This window comes from Methylobacterium indicum (genome assembly GCF_001043895.1).
Taxonomy (GTDB): domain Bacteria; phylum Pseudomonadota; class Alphaproteobacteria; order Rhizobiales; family Beijerinckiaceae; genus Methylobacterium; species Methylobacterium indicum.
In genome coordinates this window covers 1-16,241 of the sequence record NZ_JTHF01000062.1, presented here as the reverse complement: position 1 = coordinate 16,241, position 16,241 = coordinate 1, and the positions used below count along the sequence as shown (strand labels likewise).

Sequence of the window (16,241 nt, the reverse complement as noted above, 5' to 3'; positions counted from 1 at the left end):
GAGCCGGCTCACCTGTCAACTCGGGTGGCATCCGCGAGTGCGGCCCCCTCCCCTCGCCTCACTCGACCGTGTTCGGCGCCACGACGTTGCCGGTGCCGTTGTCGCGATTGTCGATGCTGCTCCCGAACGGATAGCCCGCATCCTCGCCGCAGGTCAGGCGCCAGCCGTTGCGGGAGTTCACCACGATGGGCGTCGCCGCGAACCAGCCGCCGGTACGAAACAGGTTTTCGGTGATCACGTTGTCCGAGGGCGTCTGATGGCGCACCGTGCCGCCCTCGCCGCAGTTGCGGTAGAGTCGCACGCCGCCCTCGCCGCGCAGGGTGAAGCGGTTGCCGGTGATCCGGTTGCGGGCCGACCCGTCGACGGCGATCGCCTCGCGGCCCGTCTCGGTCTCGATATCATTGTCCTCGATGCGGTTCTCGGCGCTCTCGGCATCGAGATAGAGGGCGGTCGAGACCGAACGTCCGGCAAGCCGGGAGCCGCGCAAGGTGACCCGGGTGACCCCGGGGCCGAGATAGAGCGGGATCGGACCGGCCGCGGTGATCGATGTTCCGGTGATCGTCACGTCCGTCGGAGCGGCGGCCTGCGCCCGCTCGGTGTGCCCGAGACTGTGCGAGGACTCGCGCAGGAGCGGCCCCTGCCCGTTCTCGCCCATGCCCCAGATGCGGACATGACCGTAGATCGTGCAGTCGCGGATGCGGATGCCGGAGGGGCGGTCCCAAGGCTCGCCCGGACGGGCCGGGGGCCGGGAGCGGATCGCGATCGTGTACGATCCGAGATATGCCGGCTCGTTCGGTCGGCCGAGGCTCGCGCCCGCACAATCGAGGGTCAAGCCGGAGGCCGCCGCGCCCTCGATGACGATGCGCTTGAGCACCCGATCGTCCGGGGAGAGCTGCAGGCTGCAAGTGAGGGAGACTTCGTCGTCACCGGGGGCCGGCGGCGACAGCAAGCGGGCCCGGAGGCTGGGGCTGCAGGGCGCGGCGGCAGCGGGCCGGATCAGGGCTGGCGGATCGATGAGGAGCGGCGGCATCGCCTTCTACGCTCGGCCTCGGACGCTCGTACGGCGCACTACCTGATCTTCGCCGCCTCTCGTCCGGGCAGGCGGGGCGCACTCGCCCCGCCGCCGGATTCAGGATGCCGTGAGGCTCACCACCGCCCGCTGGCGGAGGAATGCATGCTGCGCTCGACCGCCGCCAGGGCGCTGGCCTCGGCCTTGGCCTCGGTCGGGTGCGGACGGTCCGACCGCTCGACCAGTTTGCCGTTGCGGCGGATGGCCCATTGGAACTGGCCGGCCGGCTTGGAGATGGGGGAGATTTCGATGGTGTAGGGAGTGGACGTGGTATCAGTCATGAGCCTCATATAGGGGCGGATACGGCGCACCGCCACCCGTGCCGGGCACGAAGCGGCCATGACGTGAACCGATACCTGCGCGTCCGCCCTCAACGACGGTTGATCGTCACTGCCGGCAGGCTCGTCGGCCAGAATGGCGACGTTGGGGGCGGAATCGACGAAGACGCTCGACGGGTCCGGAGCGCGTCACGCTCGGGCTCGCTCGAAGACGGACCCGGGGTCGATCGGCCTTTGTCATCCCGGCCGCACGAAGCGCGGCCCCCGATCGCGCGGGGGGGAACGGACTCGTCCGCGCGCCCGACGTCCCGTTGCACCGCGAGCTTGATCGCCGCCGCGGGCCGGGAGCACCGCATTTACGCATCACGGCCCCGGCCAACGTTCGAACCCCCTCGTCCCTGATGCCGGGCAGGACGGCCTCCCCTGACCGCTCCCTGTCTCCACACGACGGCATTTCGTGCCCATGCGGAGAGGCGACGGTGCATCGTCCCGTGCCATTCCGCGAACCGATCGATCCTTCGCATCGGTTGGTGTCGCCCTGCGCGGATGCGGGCTCGCACCGGTCGTCGACGGTCCGATCGGACGATCGCGCTCGGAGACTCGCACCATGCGCGGGACAATCGTCGTTTCCGCCATGATGAACGCCCTTGGACGGCCGCCCTTGGATGGCCGCCCTCGGACGGTCGCCCTTGACGGTTGCACACGCAACTGAATAGCCTGACGTCAAGCATGACGAGCACGGCCGGCGCGGCGTGGCTCGGCCCGGGGGCGTTCGACGAAGAACCCGGCCGAATCGCCCCGCCCCGGACCGCGCGGGGAGGACGACCAGATGAGCAAGGGTTTCGCCAGCCAGGCCGATCTCGTCGAGAAGCGGGAGACCTTCTCGGAGCTGGCACCGGGCGTCTACGCCCTCACCGCCGAGGGAGACCCGAATTCCGGCGTGGTCGTCGGCGACGATTCCGTGCTCGTCATCGACGCGCGCGCCACGCCCCGCATGGCCGGGGATCTGGTGGCGAAGGTGCGCGAGGTCACCGACAAGCCGATCCGCCACATCCTGCTGACCCATTACCACGCCGTGCGGGTGCTCGGCGTCGCCGGCTACCCCGACCGGGTCAACGTGATCGCCAGCGACGTCGCCCGCTCGATGATCGTCGAGCGCGGCCGGCAGGACATGGAATCGGAGATCCAGCGCTTTCCGCGGCTCTTCCGGGGACGCGAGGAGATTCCGGGCCTGACCTGGCCGACCGTGACCTTCCGGGGCGAGATGACCCTGTGGCTCGGCGCGCGCGAGGTACGGATCGTCCATGCCGGCCGCGGCCACACCGCCGGCGACACCATCGCGTGGCTGCCGAAGGAGGAGGTGCTGTTCTCCGGCGACCTCGTCGAGTACGGCGCCACCCCATATTGCGGCGACGCCCATTTCCAGGATTGGCCCGCCACCCTCGACCGGCTGGAGGCCCTGAACCCCAAGGCGGTGGTGCCCGGCCGCGGCGAGGCGCTGACGACGCCCGAGCGGATCCGCGAGGGCATCGAGGGCACCCGCGCCTTCCTGCGCGATCTCTTCGGCATCGCCAGGGACGGCATCGCCGCCGGGCACGACCTCAAGACGGTCTATGCCCGGGCGATGGGCGAGATGCGGCCGCGCTACGGCCACTGGGTCATCTTCGAGCATTGCATGCCGTTCTGCGTCAGCCGCGCCTACGACGAGGCGCAGGGCCTCGATACGCCGCGGATCTGGACCGCCGAGCGCGACATGGAGATGTGGCGGGCGCTGGAAGGCTGACCGCGCCCGGCGCGGGGGGCACGAAACACGACGCCCGGGCCGGGCGCACCCTCCCGCTCGAGGAAACGCCCTCAAGGACACCTGCCGAGGACGACGCCGATGACGCCCCCTCCCCGTCCCGTCCCTCCCGATCCCATCCCGGCCTTGGCGGCCGGCCGCCGGCCGGTCGTGGTGATCGGTGCCGGCCCGGTCGGCATCACCTGCGCCATCGACCTCGCGACGCGCGGCGTGCCGGTGGTGGTGCTCGACGAGGACGACACGGTCGCGACCGGCAGCCGGGCGATCTGCTGGGCCAAGCGAACCCTCGAGATCTGGGACCGGCTCGGGATCGGCCAGCCGATGGTCGACAAGGGCGTGACCTGGAGCATCGGCCGGGTCTTCCGGGGCGAACGCGAGCTCTACCGCTTCGACCTCCTGCCCGAGAGCGGCCACCGCCGCCCGGCCTTCGTCAACCTTCAGCAATATTACGTCGAGGAGTACCTGATCGCGCGGGCCCGGGACTTCCCGGACCTGATCGACCTGCGCTGGAACCACGCGGTGACGGACCTGGCGCAGGACGGGCAGGGCGCGCGTCTCACCGTGGCGACGCCGGATGGGGAGCAGGTCGTCGAGGCCGAGTGGGTGATCGCCGCCGACGGCGCGCGCTCGCCGACCCGGACCCGGATGGGGCTGCCCTTTCCCGGCCAGCGCTTCGAGGAGCGCTTCCTCATCGCCGACGTCAGGATGAGCGCGGATTTTCCGACCGAGCGCCTGTTCTGGTTCGCGCCGACCTTCCATGCCGGGCAGAGCGCCCTCATGCACCGCCAGCCCGACGACGTCTTCCGCATCGACTTCCAGCTCGGCCCCGACGCCGACCCCGAGCTGGAGCGGCAGCCCGAGCGGGTGATGCCGCGGATCCGTGCGATCGTGGGCGAGGACGTCCCGTTGAGCCTCGAATGGTGCTCGGTCTACGCCTTCCGCTGCGCCCGGCTCGAACGCTTCGTGCACGGGCGGGTGGTGTTTGCCGGCGACAGCGCCCACGTGGTCAGCCCGTTCGGGGCGCGCGGCGGCAACGGCGGCATCCAGGACGCCGACAACCTGTGCTGGAAACTGGCGCTGGTCCTGCAGGGCGCCGCCCCCGAGAGCCTGATCGCGACCTACGACGAGGAGCGCGGGCGCGCCGCCGACGAGAACATCCTGAATTCGAGCCGCACCACCACCTTCATGACGCCCAAGACGCGCGCCGAGCGGCATTTTCGCGATGGGGTGCTGGATCTCGCCGCCGAGGCGCCTTTCGCCCGCCGGCTCCTCAATGCCGGGCGCCTGTCGCGGCCCTGCCGCCTCGCCGGCCTGTCGCTCCAGACCCCGGACCCCTGCCCGCCCGCGGCGGGCCTGGGCACCGGGGACCCGTGCGCCGACGCGCCGGTCGTCGACGCCGCCGGCGGGGAGGGCTGGCTGCTCGACCGGCTCGGCGGGCCGTTCACCCTGCTGGTCTTCGCCGACGGAGCGGCCGGCCTCGATCGGCTGGCCGAGTTCGCGCCCGGGCTGCGCGTGGTGGTGGTGATGAGTACCGCGATGCCCGGCGCGCCGACGCGCACGGCCGACATGTTGCACGATGCCCAGGGGCTGGCGGCCCGCCGCTACGGCGCGGGGCCCGGCACCGTCTTCCTGATCCGGCCCGACGCCCACATCGCGGCGCGCTTTCCCTCGTTCGACGCTGCGCGCCTCGCCGATGCGCTCGCCCGGGCCGGCGGCCGGCCGGTCGCTGTCGTGGAGGAGGCCGCATGACGAAGGACGGGCTCAGACAGGACGACGGCTTCTTCGGGGGCGCCGACGGCGTCTACGAGAGCCTGATCCACGCGCATCGGGGCCTCGGCGACGAGGAGAGCGCGGCGCTCAACGCCCGGTTGGTGCTGATCCTCGCCCACGAGGTCGGCGATCCGGCGGTGCTGGCCGCCGCGATCGCCCTGGCGCGGCGCTCGCTGCGCCCGGATGCCGAGGCCCGCTGACCCTGCGTCGTCGCGCGCCAACCCACCGGCCACGAAACCGGTCGGTTTATGCGCAGCCATTTCGTTTATCGCGATTGACCTTGCAACGACTGATGTCCATCACAGGGGAGGCTCGTCAAATGGAATAAAACATGGACAACGCGAACCCCGCCTCCTCGCCGTTCGTCGCACTGACGAGCGACATCGTCGGCGCCTACGTATCGAACAACAACGTGCGGGCAGCCGACCTGCCCGACCTGATCGCCGCCGTGCACGCGTCGCTGACCGGTCTCGGTGCACCGGCCGCCGTGCCGGAAGAGGACCACAAGGTCACCTCGGGGCAGATCCGCAAGTCCGTGACGCCGGACCACATCACGAGCTTCCTCGACGGCAAGCCCTACAAGAGCCTGAAGCGGCACCTCACCACCCGCGGCTACACGCCGGACGAGTACCGCCAGAAGTTCGGGCTGCCGTTCGATTACCCGATGGTGGCGGCGAACTACGCCGCGCAGCGCTCCGAGCTCGCCAAGAGCCTCGGCCTCGGCCAGATCCGGCGCGAACGCGCGGCAGCGCAGCGGGCGGAGGTCGAAGCCCCCCCGGAGCCCGCTCCGGCCCCCGCTCCCGCCCGCCGCGGCCGGCCGAAGAAGACCGAAGGCTGAGGCCGCAGGGCGCGCCGAACGGCGACCTTCCGCTCACGCGGGCGGGCGGCGGCCCTGGCGCAAGGCGGTGAAGCAATCGGGGCGGCCGACCTGGCCCCCCTTGAGGGCGAGGTCGAGCCCGTCGAGGGACGTGCCGGCGCCGTGGGCGCGGCAGAGCGGCGCGCCCGGATCGAGCGGGCCGAGCGCGGTCAGCGCGTCGATCCCGAGCTGCAGCGCGGCATGGCCCGAGGTATCGCCGCCCGGGTCAGGCCGGCATTTCCCACGATCGCCCGCAGGATCCGCCCGAGTCCCGCCCCGAGCCGCTCGCTCGCCGCGACCGGGTCGAGCCCGGCCATCCGCACCGCCTCGCGCTGGGCGGCGACCGCCGGGTCGTCGGGGCCGGCGAGGCTGTAGACCAGGGGATCGCGACCGGCGCCGAGGGTGGCGCGGGCCTCCGCGACGGCGCGGCCGATCTCCCGCTCCCAGGCCTCGTCGTCGACGAGCCGCCGGGCATCGCGCCGGCGCATCTGGTCGATCTCGCCGGTGAGGTTGAAGGCGACCATGACCTTCTTGCCGGTCCGGTCGGCATGGTCGTCGACGACCCGCATCACGGCGCGGGCACGATCCTCGAACGGACAATGCGGCCCGTCGGCCTGCAACTCGTCGTCCTTGATGAAGTCGATGCCGCCCTCGCACAGCGTCCGCACCAGGGCGGCGGTCTCCTGAGGCCCGAAGCCGACGCTCGGCTTGATGATGGTACCGATGATCGGGCGCCCCTCGACCCCGGCGAGGCGGCGCGTGCCGTCGATCCCGAAGCGCGGGCCCGGATAGGCGTCGGCGAAGGCCTGGGGCAGCCGGATGTCGAGGAGGCGCAGGCCCGTGAGCGGGCGCAGCTCGAACAGGTTGCCGGCCACGGTGGCCAGGAGGTTCGGCAGGGAGGGCCCGAGATTCTCGATCGGCCAGGACAGGGTGACGCGGGCCCGGCGCAGGCGCGCGGGATCGATCGCCGCGGTGGTCGGCAGCGAGGGGGCGTCGACCGGCGCGTCGAACACCTCCAGGCGCTCGACCCGGGCGGCCGAGCGCTCCTTGAGCTCCGGCGTCTCGCCCGGTACCGGCACGAAGGTGCCGCTCGACTGCTCGCCCGCCATCGTCTCCGCCACCCGGCGGGGATCGCTCGCGGTCTCGAGGAGGTAATCCGCCTCGATGCGGATCGGGGGCGCGGCCATCGTCATGCGGCTTCGACGGCGGGAACCGGGACGGCCGATTGATCGGGCATGCGCGCACTCCGAGAGGATAGAGGATCCGGGCGCAGCCTACGGCATTTCCTCGTGATGGGGACGCCGGTTCGGCGAGGCGGCATGCGGCAGAATCGAATGGCCGGAAGGACGCCCCGGGCCGCGGTTCCGGTCCCGCGAGGACCGGTTTGCGGAAGGGCTCCCCCGTGCCTGCCGGCGGCCGACGACGGAACGGCTCACGACCGGAATCACGCAAGGAACCACATGGCGGCAGGACCATCCACCGACCGCGAGACCGATGCGCCCTTCATCCTGGGCCGCAGCCTGCTGCTGGTCGATCCCGGCCTGACGGCGAAGGCCGGAATCTTCCGGCAACGGACCGGCTGGATCGGCAAAGCTACGATTGGCAATCCGTCGCGACGACCGTGCTGACGGCGCGGCATCCGGACATGTCGGGGCGGATCGCGTTCGATTCCTCGGCGGACATGTTCGTCGCGCGGGGCGACCCGGCGGACTTGATCGTCCTGGCCGATGCGATGCGTACGGTCTATCACGACGACGGATTGCTGACCGACGTGCTGAGCCGCGCGGTTCTCGATTGAAGAACTTGGTCTCGATTGAAGAACTTGCGGGACGGGCGTCGAACTCATGCCCCGTCGGGATCGCTCTCCGGTCGTGCCGTCGGGTCCGCCCCCTGGTCCGCCGACGCAGCCACCGGGATGACGGACGGGCCCGGGCGCGTCGCGCTCTCGATGATCGCCTCCCAGGACCTGCCCCGCTCGCGCAGGAAGGCGATCGTCGGTCCTTGCGGGTCGCCGTAGACCCGGGTCGTCCGCTCGGCGATGACGGTCCGGTAGGGCTCCGGGGTCAATGCCTTGAAATGCACCGCCAGGCGCCGGCGCTCGGCATGCATGGCGCGCGCGATGGCCTCGGCCGGGACGCCGTTGCGTCGCATCGCGGCCGCGCGCTCCGCGAGGTCGCGCACGGCGTTCTCGTACTGGTCGCGCAGCGTCATCGCGGAAGGAACCTCCGGATCTCGCGCCGGGCGCGACGCCCCCCGGCGGCGCGGCCTTGACGGTTCGTTCACCACCGGCCGGCATGGTGACCGGGAGCCGCGTTGCGTATCGGCTCCCCTCTCCGGCCCGTCAGGCCGGATCGTTCTCCTTGGGGTCGAAGGGCTTCGAGTCCTCGTCGGCGGGCGATTGCGCGTCGGGATCGAGGCGGCCGTCCACGAGGCTCTCGCGCTCGGCGGCGTCCCGGTCGTGTCCGGGCCGGTCGTCCGGGCCGTCCGCGGGCTTGGGCTTCGGGTCGGGCATCGTCACCTCCATCGTCGGGGAAGGGCAGATAGGGCCCGGGCGGCGCTGCCGCGAAGGGCAGATCGCCGCGCTCATCCGGGATCGTGGCCCGCGGGGGTCGGCCCCTCGCAGGCCCGTGCGCCCCTCCAGGCGACGGCGAAGCCGGGATCGACCACGTAGCCGGTGCCCGCCTCGTCGCGCCGGTACCAGGCGTTCGCCACCGGCAGGTGCGCCCTGCCGTGGATGGCGGTCGTGACGTGGCCGAGGATGGCGGCGGCGTCCGACGGGCCGTGCTCCCGCAGCTCGGCCGCCGTGACGGTGCCGCGCTCGGCCAGGAAGTCGATGAGCGCCAGGGAACGCGGCTCCGGGACGATGCGCTTGCGCGCCGCGATGAGACGGCGCGCCCGGTAGGCCGCGGCTCCCCAATCCATGACTCCCCCCGCTCCTCCATCGGCCGACCACGCCGCGGCGGATCGACCCTTATCCGATCAGAACTCGCCCGGTCGGGACTTGGCCGGTCAGGACTTGGCCGGTCCCGCCTCGGCAAGGTAGGCCCAGGCCGCGGCCTCGTCGGCGAGGTCGAAGGTCTTGGTCTCGACCGGGAGCACGGCGCCCGACAGGGTGATCATCGCCCGGGCGAAGGCCGGCGCGCCGACCACCACGTAGTGGCGGATATGCGCGACCGAGCGGGCCATCACCCCGGTGGCGTAGCCATCGAACCGCGCCCCGAGATCCGATCCCTCGTAGTGCGACATGACGAGCAGCATGTCGATCGTGCCGTGCGCCGTCATCGCCGCGTCGACGAGCCCCGACATCCACTCGATGTCGGGCTTCGTGATCCGGTCCCTGATCTCGAAGGCGAGGAGATCGGGGCGCGGGGCGTCGCGCTGGATGATCGAGCCGTCCGGTGCCGTGGTCATGAGATCCTCCCTGGCCGTGTCCCAACCGGCCGCCTCTCGACTGGCCACCTCTTGGCGGGCCGTCCCTGTGAACGGCGGGCCGGCAGGATGGATCCGGCCGGCGACGGCCACTCTGTTGTAACGATGTAACGTTCGGGGTGTTTGTCGGTCCGGCTCCGGTGCGGTGCTTGCCAGCGCTCGGCCGTCGCGTGCAGATGCAATATTATAACATCTTCTCGGAACCATGATGTCGTATCGCCGCCGCCCGGACCTGCTGACGCTGAGCACCGCGCTCCCCCTCGTTCTCGCCGCCGGCACCGCGGCGCGGGCCGAGGACATCAAGCTCGACGAGATCACCGTGTCGTCGCCGAGCCCGATCGTCACGCGGCCGGCGACGGCACCGGCCACCGGCTCGGGCGTTCCCATCGGCGTGCTGCCGGTCGTCACCAACACCTTCTCGCCCGTCACGGTGGTGACCCAGGAGCAGATCGCCCGCGACCAGCCGCGCACGCTGGGCGACGCGCTGTTCGACCGACCGGGCATCTCCTCCACCACCTACGCGCCGGGCGCGGCGTCCCGGCCGATCATCCGCGGCCTCGACAACGCCCGGGTGCGCATCCAGGAGAACGGCATCGTCAACGGCGGCGTGTCGGATCTCGGCGAGGACCACACCGTCCCGGTCAACCCGCTGGTGGCCGACCGGCTCGAGGTGATCCGCGGCCCCGCCACCCTGCGCTACGGCTCGGGCGCCATCGGCGGCGTGGTCTCGGCCGAGAACAACCGGGTGCCGACCTTCATCCCGGCGAACGGCTATGCCGGCCAGGTCACCACCGGCTACTCGACCGTCGACAACGGCCGGCTGGGCGCCGCGACGGTGGATGCGGGCAAGGACGGCTTCGCCGTCCATGCCGACGGGTTCAAGACCGCGTCGGACAGCTACGCGATCCCCGGCGGGATCCAGCGCAACTCCTACAACGAGTCGCAAGGAGGGTCGGTCGGCGTCTCGGCGATCGGCGACCGGGGCTTCGTCGGCGTCGCGTTCAGCCATTACGACGCGATCTACGCGATTCCCGGCGGCGAGGCCGAGCAGGCCCGCACCCGCCTGACCCCGAACCAGGACCGGGTGATCTCGCGCGGCGAGATCCGGCCCCTCGGCGGCCCGTTCGAGGCGATCCGCTACTGGGCCGGCTACTCGGTCTATCGCCACGACGAGATCGGCATCGGCGCGGACGGGATCGAGGGCCAGCAGGCGATCTTCAAGAATCGCGAGGGCGAGGTCCGGATCGAGGCCCAGCACGTCCCGGTCTTCACCGCGCTCGGCACGCTGACCGGCGCCATCGGCGTCCAGGCCGACCGGCGCGCGATCAACACCCAGCTCGAAGCCTTCCTGCCGAAGACCGATTCGCGCTCCGGCGCCGTCTACGTCTTCGAGCAGCTCGAGGTCCTGCCCGGCACCCGGCTCCAGGCCGCCGGCCGGATCGAGGGCGACCGGGTGCGCAGCACCGCGGCCCTGTTTCCCGGCGACTACCTGCCGGTCGAGGGCGAGGACCCGTTCACCTATCGGCTGACCCGCCGCTTCGCGCCGAAGAGCGCCAGCGCCGGGGTGCTGCAGGACCTGCCCTACGGCTTCGTGGCGAGCCTCACCGGCTCCTACGTCGAGCGGGCGCCGACCGGCTACGAGCTGTTTTCGCAAGGTCCCCACGACGCCACCGCGACCTTCGAGATCGGCGATCCGCGGCTGCGTCTGGAACGGGCCCGCACGGTCGAGGCCAGCATCCGCCACGGCGACGGGCCGCTGCGATTCGAGGCGACGGGTTACTACACCCGCTATACCGGCTTCATCTACAAGCGCCTGACCGGCAACCTGTGCGACGACGACTTCGCCAGCTGCGGCACCGGCGACGAGCTGCGCCAGATCGTCTACTCGCAGCAGAACGCCACCTTCTACGGTGCCGAGCTGATCGGCCAGTACGACGCCCTGCCGGTCGGTAACGGCTTCATCGGCGTCGAGGGGCAGTTCGATTTCGTGCGGGCCAAGTTCGACGACGGCACCAACGTGCCGCGCATCCCGCCCTATCGGCTCGGCGGCGGCGTCTACCTGCGGGCCGACGGCTGGTTCGCCCGGGTGAACCTGCTCCACGCCTTCGCGCAGACCAAGGTCGCCCCCTTCGAGACCGACACCGCCGGCTACGACGACCTGCGCGCCGAGCTGAGCTACACCAAGGCGGTCGACCCGGCGGTCTACGGCGCCAGCGAGGTGACGCTGGGCGTCCAGGGCCGCAACCTGCTCGACGCCGACATCCGCAACGCCGCCTCGTTCAAGAAGGACGAGGTCCTGCTGCCGGGCCGCAACGTGCGGCTCTTCTTGACCGCCAAGTTCTGATCTTCAAGTTCTGACCTTCAAGTTCTGACTGCCTGCTTGACCAGGCACTAAGGATCTCCAACCGAAGGCGTCATCCCGGGGCCGCGACAGCGGAACCCGGGATCCCTAAACGCTGACGCGCGACGGCGAAGCGGCAGGCCGCTCGCTGCATTCTTCGGTGTCGGCGATGATGGATCCCGGGCTCTCGAGGACGTCGAGTCCCGGGCGGACGAGAAGACGTGTCGTCGGTCGTGCCGAATCACAGGCGCGCCGAATCCAACAGCCTCTCAGGCGCGCGGATCGATGATCGCGATGCCGTCGGGCGCGGTGCGATCCATCGCCATCAGGGCCGGGATGGCGGCGGCGAGCGACAGGGTCTCGCCGAGGAGCCGCTCCGGCCTCACCCGGCCGGCCCGGATCATCGCCAGCATCGCGTCGTAGCGCCAGGCCTGCATGCCGTGGCTGCCGTAGATCTCGAGCTCGTGGGCGATGACCCGGGCCATCGGGATCTCCGCCCGGGCGTGATCGGCGAGCATCAGGCCGACCTGGACGTGGCGCCCGCGCCGGCGCAGGTTGGAAATCGAGTTGAAGCAGGTCTCGGGGTGGCCGAGCGCGTCGATGGAGACGTGGGCACCGCCCCGCGTGACCTCGCGCACCGCCTCGGCGACGTCGTCCACCTCGCGGCTGTTGATCGTCGCGCAGGCGCCCATGGCGCGGGCGAGCGCCAGCTTGCTCTCGGCGATGTCCACCGCGACGACGTTGGCGCCCAGCGCCGCCGCGATCATGATCGCCGAGAGGCCGACGCCGCCGGCCCCGTGGACCGCGACCCACTCGCCGCCGCGCACCCGCCCCTGGTCGACCACCGCCCGGAACGAGGTCGCGAAGCGGCAGCCGAGGCTCGCCGCCGTGGCGAAGGTCATGTCGTCGGGCAGCCGCACGAGGTTGTGGTCGGCCCGGTCGATCGCGACGTATTCGGCGAACGAGCCCCAATGGGTGAAGCCGGGCTGGAACTGCGCCTCGCAGACCTGCTGGTGGCCGGCATGGCATTCCCCGCACTGGCCGCAAGCGGCGATGAACGGCACCGTGACCCGGTCGCCGACCCGGAAGCGCTGCACCCGCGGACCGACGGCCGCGACCACCCCGGCGAATTCGTGCCCCGGCACGTGAGGCAGGCGGATGTCGGTGTCGTGGCCCTTCCAGCCGTGCCAGTCGCTGCGGCACAGCCCGGTCGCCTTGACGTCGATGACGACGCCGTCGGCCGCGGGCGAGGGGTCCGGCACGTCGCGGATCTCCGGCGCCTGGTCGAAGAGTTCGAAGAGCATCGCTTTCATGCCGGACCGTCCTCCTGCCGTCGGGGAGCGTTTGACCCAAACTCCGCCGCATGACCAGTGCGGCGGTCGAGGTCTCCCGCGTCAGCCCTCCCGGCGCATGAAGTCGAAGTCGCACCCCTCGTCGGCCTGCGTCACGGTATCGTGGAACAGGCGGGCATAGCCCCGCGCCGCCCAGTCGGGCCGGGCCGGCGCGTCGAGGGCGGTCGCCCGGCCCGCGAGTTCGGCCTCGTCCACCAGGAGGTCGATGCGCCGTCCGGCCACGTCGAGCCGGATCCGGTCGCCGGTGCGCACCAGCGCCAGCGGCCCCCCCACCGCCGATTCGGGCGTGACGTGCAGCACGATGGTGCCGAAGGCGGTGCCGCTCATCCGCGCATCCGAGATCCGCACCATGTCCTTCACACCCTGGCGGGCGAGCTTCTTTGGGATCGGCAGGTAGCCGGCCTCCGGCATGCCCGGCGCGCCCTTCGGCCCGGCATTGCGCAGGACCAGCACGTCGTCGGCCGACACGTCGAGGTCGGGATCGTCGATCCGCGCCGCCATGTCGGGAATCGACTCGAACACCAGGGCCCGGCCCTCGTGCTGGAGCAGGCGCGGGGTCGCCGCCGAGTGCTTGATGAGCGCGCCGCGGGGCGCGAGGTTGCCGGTGAGCACCGCCATGGCGCCGACCGGCTTGATCGGCTGCGCAGGCGAGCGGATCACGGTCTGGCCCGGCACGTCCTCGGCCGCCGCCACCACGTCGCGCAAGGTGGCGCCGGTGATGGTCGGGGCGTCGAGATCGATCAGGTCGCCGAGTTCGCGCAAGAGCTTCGGCACGCCGCCGGCATGGTGGAAATGCTCCATGTAGTGGTCGCCCGAGGGCTTGAGATCGACCAGCACCGGCACCGCGCGGCCGATCGCGTCGAGGCTCGCGAGGTCGAGGTCGATCCCGGCGCGGTTCGCCATGGCGGTGAGGTGGATCACCCCGTTGGTCGAGCCGCCGATCGCCTGCATCACGACCTGCGCGTTGCGGATCGCGGCCTTGGTCATGATCTCGCTCGGGCGCGGGCCGCCGGTCTTCGCCATCGCGGCGGCGACGGCGCCGCTCGCCTCGGCGAGGCGGATCCGCTCGGCGTGAGGGGCCGGAATCGTGCCCGCCATCGGCAGCGCGAGCCCCATCGCCTCGATCATGCAGGCCATGGTGGAGGCGGTGCCCATCACCATGCAGGTGCCGACCGACGGCGCGAGGCGCCCGTTGACGATCTCGATCTCCTGCTCGTCGATCTCGCCGGCCCGGTGCGCGCCCCAGAGGCGGCGGCAATCGGTGCAGGCGCCCAAGACCTCGCCGCGGTGGTGGCCGACCACCATCGGCCCGACCGGGATCACCACGGTCGGCAGGTCGACCGAGGCCGCCGCCATCACCTGCGCCGGCAGGGTCTTGTCGCAGCCGCCGATGACGATCACCGCGTCCATCGGCTGGGCCCGGATCATCTCCTCGGTGTCCATCGCCATCAGGTTGCGCAGGTACATCGAGGTCGGGTGGGCGAAGCTCTCGTGGATCGAGATCGTCGGGAACACCATCGGCATCGCACCGGCCAGCATCACCCCGCGCTTGGCCGCCTCGATCAGCTGCGCGGCGTTGCCGTGGCAGGGATTGTAATCGGAGGCGGTGTTGGTGATGCCGACGATCGGCCGGTCGAGAGCGTCGTCGGAATAGCCCGCCGCCTTGATGAAGGCCTTGCGCAGGAAGAGCGAGAAGCCCGCATCGCCGTAGCTGGTCAGTCCCTTGCGCAGCCCCTTGGCCATGATGGTCGTCCTCCCGGTTTGGTCGTTGCCGTCGGTTCTACGGCCGGGGGGAGGCGTGTCAACGAAGCCTCCGCGACGGCAGGCGGCGGATCTTTCGAGAGGTGTCGATCCGGAATCGCGGCGCTCACCGCCCGCGCCGCGACCAGCTCTCCGCGTTCACGGCGCCCCGCGGCACCTCGCCGGCCAGGATCGCCCGCACCTGCGCCACCGTGTCGAAGGCCTGCGCCTCGATCGCCGGCGGGGTGAGCCCGCCGACATGCGGGGTCGCGACGACGGTCGGCAGCCGGGCGAGGTCGGGCGAGGGCATCTGGTCGGGGGCGCGGCCGACATCCATCGCCGCCCCGGCGATCCGGCCCTCGGTGAGCGCTGCCGCGAGCGCCGCCTCGTCGACGAGGTTGCCGCGGGACAGGTTGATGAACACCGCGTCCCGCCGCATCCGTCCGAGGGCCGCCGCGTCGATCAGGTTCTCGGTCTCGGCCGTCGCCGCCGCGAGGCAGACGACGACATCGGCCTCCGCCATCAGCGTCTCGAACCCGACCTGCCGGACCCGCGGGTCCGAGACCGTGACATGAGGATCCGAGACCAGCACCTCCATGCCGAGAGCGGCGGCCAGAGCCGCGAGGTTCCGGCCGATCGCGCCGTAGCCGATGATCCCGAGGCGGCTGCCCGACAATTGCCGCCCCATCCGCACCTCCGGCACATGACCGGCCCGGTAGGCCATCGTCGCCCGCGAGATGCCGCGCGACAGGTCGATCATGAAGCCGAGCGCCAGTTCGGTCACCGCATCGACGAAGCCCGGGGCGGCCTGCGTCACCAGCACGCCGGCCCGGCTCGCCGCCGCCACGTCGATGGTGCGGATGTCGACCGCGCAGCGCAGGAACGCCCGGAGTTGCGGCAGGGGGTCGAAGATTCCGGCCGGACCGGCGGTGGCCCGGTCGGCGACGACGAGATCGACGCCCTGCGCGGCCGCCATGAGGGCGGCGGCGTCGAGCGGCGCGTCGCCCTCGTGCAGGACCACCTCGGCGAGGCCGCCGAGGGCGGCGAGCGCGCGCGGGCCGTAATATTGCTCGCGGCTCAGCGGCGTGTGCGTCAGAAGCACCTTCATCGTCGGTCCCCTTTCGTCCCAAGATCGCTCCACGCAGGATCGCGGTGCCAAGTTCGCAGTTCCGCGATCGCGGCATCGGCCCGAGCCACCCAGGAGTTCATCCGCATGACAACTCCGTTCGATCCGGCCGCTTCGGGCTGGGAGGTCATCGCCATGTCCGAGTTCATCGACCTGATCGGCCCGGTCTGGCAGCGGGAGAGCGCGGCCGGCCCGCTCTACGGGCTGCTGATCGCGGAGAAGCACCGCAACCGCAACGGCGTGGTCCATGGCGGCGTGATGGCGACGCTCCTCGACATGGCACTGGGCCGCACCGCGTCCGACGCACAGGGCGGGCGCCGGCAGGCGACGATCAATCTCGACCTGCAATTCCTCGAACCCGTCCAGGTCGGCGAGTTCCTGGTGGCCGAGTGCCGCGTGGTGCGGGCCACCCGCTCGATCCTGTTCATGCAGGGGCACTTGCGGGTCGAGGACCGCGTCTGCGCCGCGGCGCAGGGAGT

At 71.5% G+C, this 16,241-nt stretch carries 17 protein-coding genes and 2 pseudogenes; 8 read left to right on the top strand and 11 right to left on the bottom strand.

Annotated features, from left to right (window positions below; all coding sequences use genetic code 11):
• Positions 1-58: 58 nt before the first annotated feature.
• Positions 59-874, bottom strand: coding sequence for a right-handed parallel beta-helix repeat-containing protein (locus tag QR78_RS07740; RefSeq protein WP_158004024.1), 816 nt, complete (start codon positions 872-874; stop codon positions 59-61).
• Positions 875-1,146: 272 nt separating this feature from the next.
• Positions 1,147-1,350, bottom strand: coding sequence for a hypothetical protein (locus tag QR78_RS07735; RefSeq protein WP_048426921.1), 204 nt, complete (start codon positions 1,348-1,350; stop codon positions 1,147-1,149).
• An 826-nt stretch (positions 1,351-2,176) separates the two neighbouring features.
• On the opposite strand from QR78_RS07735, the gene QR78_RS07730 reads away from it, so the two are divergent.
• The 4 genes from QR78_RS07730 to QR78_RS07715 all read left to right on the top strand — a co-directional run bounded on the left by QR78_RS07730 (position 2,177) and on the right by QR78_RS07715 (position 5,756).
• On the top strand, positions 2,177-3,130 hold the full coding sequence (locus QR78_RS07730) for an MBL fold metallo-hydrolase (protein WP_048426920.1): 954 nt from the start codon (positions 2,177-2,179) through the stop codon (positions 3,128-3,130).
• A gap of 99 nt (positions 3,131-3,229) precedes the next feature.
• Complete coding sequence (locus tag QR78_RS07725) at positions 3,230-4,897, top strand: FAD-dependent oxidoreductase (RefSeq protein ID WP_048426919.1); 1,668 nt, start codon at positions 3,230-3,232, stop codon at positions 4,895-4,897.
• The gene (locus tag QR78_RS07720; RefSeq protein ID WP_048426918.1) at positions 4,894-5,118 is read left to right on the top strand and encodes a DUF2783 domain-containing protein; all 225 of its coding nucleotides are present in this window, start codon (positions 4,894-4,896) and stop codon (positions 5,116-5,118) included. The genes QR78_RS07725 and QR78_RS07720 overlap by 4 nt, the downstream gene beginning before the upstream one ends.
• Positions 5,119-5,249: 131 nt before the next feature.
• A complete protein-coding gene (locus tag QR78_RS07715; protein ID WP_048426917.1) occupies positions 5,250-5,756 on the top strand; it encodes a Ros/MucR family transcriptional regulator in 507 nt (168 codons plus the stop codon).
• Positions 5,757-5,789: 33 nt separating this feature from the next.
• Here the strand turns inward: QR78_RS07715 and QR78_RS35935 are convergent.
• Together QR78_RS35935 and QR78_RS07710 are read right to left on the bottom strand one after the other, a co-directional pair.
• Positions 5,790-6,196 (bottom strand): annotated as a pseudogene (locus QR78_RS35935) (nucleotide-binding domain containing protein); the annotation flags it as partial.
• A 54-nt stretch (positions 6,197-6,250) separates the two neighbouring features.
• Positions 6,251-6,961 (bottom strand): annotated as a pseudogene (locus QR78_RS07710) (RuBisCO large subunit C-terminal-like domain-containing protein); the annotation flags it as partial.
• Positions 6,962-7,234: 273 nt separating this feature from the next.
• Here QR78_RS07710 and QR78_RS35930 point away from each other — a divergent pair.
• Together QR78_RS35930 and QR78_RS35925 are read left to right on the top strand one after the other, a co-directional pair.
• The gene (locus QR78_RS35930) at positions 7,235-7,402 is read left to right on the top strand and encodes a hypothetical protein (RefSeq protein WP_244276609.1); all 168 of its coding nucleotides are present in this window, start codon (positions 7,235-7,237) and stop codon (positions 7,400-7,402) included.
• A complete protein-coding gene (locus QR78_RS35925; protein ID WP_244276610.1) occupies positions 7,396-7,572 on the top strand; it encodes an immunity 51 family protein in 177 nt (58 codons plus the stop codon). The genes QR78_RS35930 and QR78_RS35925 overlap by 7 nt, the downstream gene beginning before the upstream one ends.
• 44 nt (positions 7,573-7,616) lie before the next feature.
• Here the strand turns inward: QR78_RS35925 and QR78_RS07705 are convergent, their stop codons facing one another.
• From QR78_RS07705 to QR78_RS34865, 4 genes are all read right to left on the bottom strand, one after another.
• Positions 7,617-7,985 (bottom strand): cell wall-binding protein, encoded by a 369-nt coding sequence (locus QR78_RS07705; protein WP_244276611.1) that lies wholly within the window; start codon positions 7,983-7,985, stop codon positions 7,617-7,619.
• A 130-nt stretch (positions 7,986-8,115) separates the two neighbouring features.
• The gene (locus tag QR78_RS34870; RefSeq protein WP_158004023.1) at positions 8,116-8,286 is read right to left on the bottom strand and encodes a hypothetical protein; all 171 of its coding nucleotides are present in this window, start codon (positions 8,284-8,286) and stop codon (positions 8,116-8,118) included.
• Positions 8,287-8,357: 71 nt separating this feature from the next.
• The gene (locus tag QR78_RS07695) at positions 8,358-8,696 is read right to left on the bottom strand and encodes a hypothetical protein (protein ID WP_048426915.1); all 339 of its coding nucleotides are present in this window, start codon (positions 8,694-8,696) and stop codon (positions 8,358-8,360) included.
• Between the two features lie 87 nt (positions 8,697-8,783).
• Complete coding sequence (locus QR78_RS34865) at positions 8,784-9,185, bottom strand: SpoIIAA family protein (protein ID WP_048426914.1); 402 nt, start codon at positions 9,183-9,185, stop codon at positions 8,784-8,786.
• Positions 9,186-9,411: 226 nt separating this feature from the next.
• On the opposite strand from QR78_RS34865, the gene QR78_RS07685 reads away from it, so the two are divergent.
• Complete coding sequence (locus QR78_RS07685; RefSeq protein WP_048426913.1) at positions 9,412-11,547, top strand: TonB-dependent receptor; 2,136 nt, start codon at positions 9,412-9,414, stop codon at positions 11,545-11,547.
• Between the two features lie 266 nt (positions 11,548-11,813).
• Here the strand turns inward: QR78_RS07685 and QR78_RS07680 are convergent, their stop codons facing one another.
• From QR78_RS07680 to QR78_RS07670, 3 genes are all read right to left on the bottom strand, one after another.
• Positions 11,814-12,857: a zinc-dependent alcohol dehydrogenase family protein gene (locus QR78_RS07680; RefSeq protein ID WP_048426912.1), complete on the bottom strand. Its 1,044-nt coding sequence runs from the start codon at positions 12,855-12,857 to the stop codon at positions 11,814-11,816.
• An 81-nt stretch (positions 12,858-12,938) separates the two neighbouring features.
• Complete coding sequence (locus QR78_RS07675) at positions 12,939-14,639, bottom strand: IlvD/Edd family dehydratase (RefSeq protein WP_048426911.1); 1,701 nt, start codon at positions 14,637-14,639, stop codon at positions 12,939-12,941.
• A 124-nt stretch (positions 14,640-14,763) separates the two neighbouring features.
• On the bottom strand, positions 14,764-15,744 hold the full coding sequence (locus QR78_RS07670; RefSeq protein ID WP_048426910.1) for an NAD(P)-dependent oxidoreductase: 981 nt from the start codon (positions 15,742-15,744) through the stop codon (positions 14,764-14,766).
• 105 nt (positions 15,745-15,849) lie between these two features.
• Between QR78_RS07670 and QR78_RS07665 the strand changes: the two genes are divergently transcribed.
• On the top strand, positions 15,850-16,241 hold a 392-nt coding region (locus QR78_RS07665), incomplete at its 3' end, for a PaaI family thioesterase (protein ID WP_048426909.1).

Excerpts from the sequence above, each read along its gene's own strand:
- QR78_RS07735 (WP_048426921.1), bottom strand. The coding sequence starts at position 1,350 with ATGACTGATACCACGTCCACTCCCTACACCATCGAAATCTCCCCCATC.
- QR78_RS07730 (WP_048426920.1), top strand. The coding sequence starts at position 2,177 with ATGAGCAAGGGTTTCGCCAGCCAGGCCGATCTCGTCGAGAAGCGGGAG.
- QR78_RS07725 (WP_048426919.1), top strand. The coding sequence starts at position 3,230 with ATGACGCCCCCTCCCCGTCCCGTCCCTCCCGATCCCATCCCGGCCTTG.
- QR78_RS07720 (WP_048426918.1), top strand. The coding sequence starts at position 4,894 with ATGACGAAGGACGGGCTCAGACAGGACGACGGCTTCTTCGGGGGCGCC.
- QR78_RS07715 (WP_048426917.1), top strand. The coding sequence starts at position 5,250 with ATGGACAACGCGAACCCCGCCTCCTCGCCGTTCGTCGCACTGACGAGC.
- QR78_RS35930 (WP_244276609.1), top strand. The coding sequence starts at position 7,235 with ATGGCGGCAGGACCATCCACCGACCGCGAGACCGATGCGCCCTTCATC.
- QR78_RS07705 (WP_244276611.1), bottom strand. The coding sequence starts at position 7,985 with ATGACGCTGCGCGACCAGTACGAGAACGCCGTGCGCGACCTCGCGGAG.
- QR78_RS34870 (WP_158004023.1), bottom strand. The coding sequence starts at position 8,286 with ATGCCCGACCCGAAGCCCAAGCCCGCGGACGGCCCGGACGACCGGCCC.
- QR78_RS07695 (WP_048426915.1), bottom strand. The coding sequence starts at position 8,696 with ATGGATTGGGGAGCCGCGGCCTACCGGGCGCGCCGTCTCATCGCGGCG.
- QR78_RS34865 (WP_048426914.1), bottom strand. The coding sequence starts at position 9,185 with ATGACCACGGCACCGGACGGCTCGATCATCCAGCGCGACGCCCCGCGC.
- QR78_RS07685 (WP_048426913.1), top strand. The coding sequence starts at position 9,412 with ATGTCGTATCGCCGCCGCCCGGACCTGCTGACGCTGAGCACCGCGCTC.
- QR78_RS07680 (WP_048426912.1), bottom strand. The coding sequence starts at position 12,857 with ATGAAAGCGATGCTCTTCGAACTCTTCGACCAGGCGCCGGAGATCCGC.
- QR78_RS07675 (WP_048426911.1), bottom strand. The coding sequence starts at position 14,639 with ATGGCCAAGGGGCTGCGCAAGGGACTGACCAGCTACGGCGATGCGGGC.
- QR78_RS07670 (WP_048426910.1), bottom strand. The coding sequence starts at position 15,744 with ATGAAGGTGCTTCTGACGCACACGCCGCTGAGCCGCGAGCAATATTAC.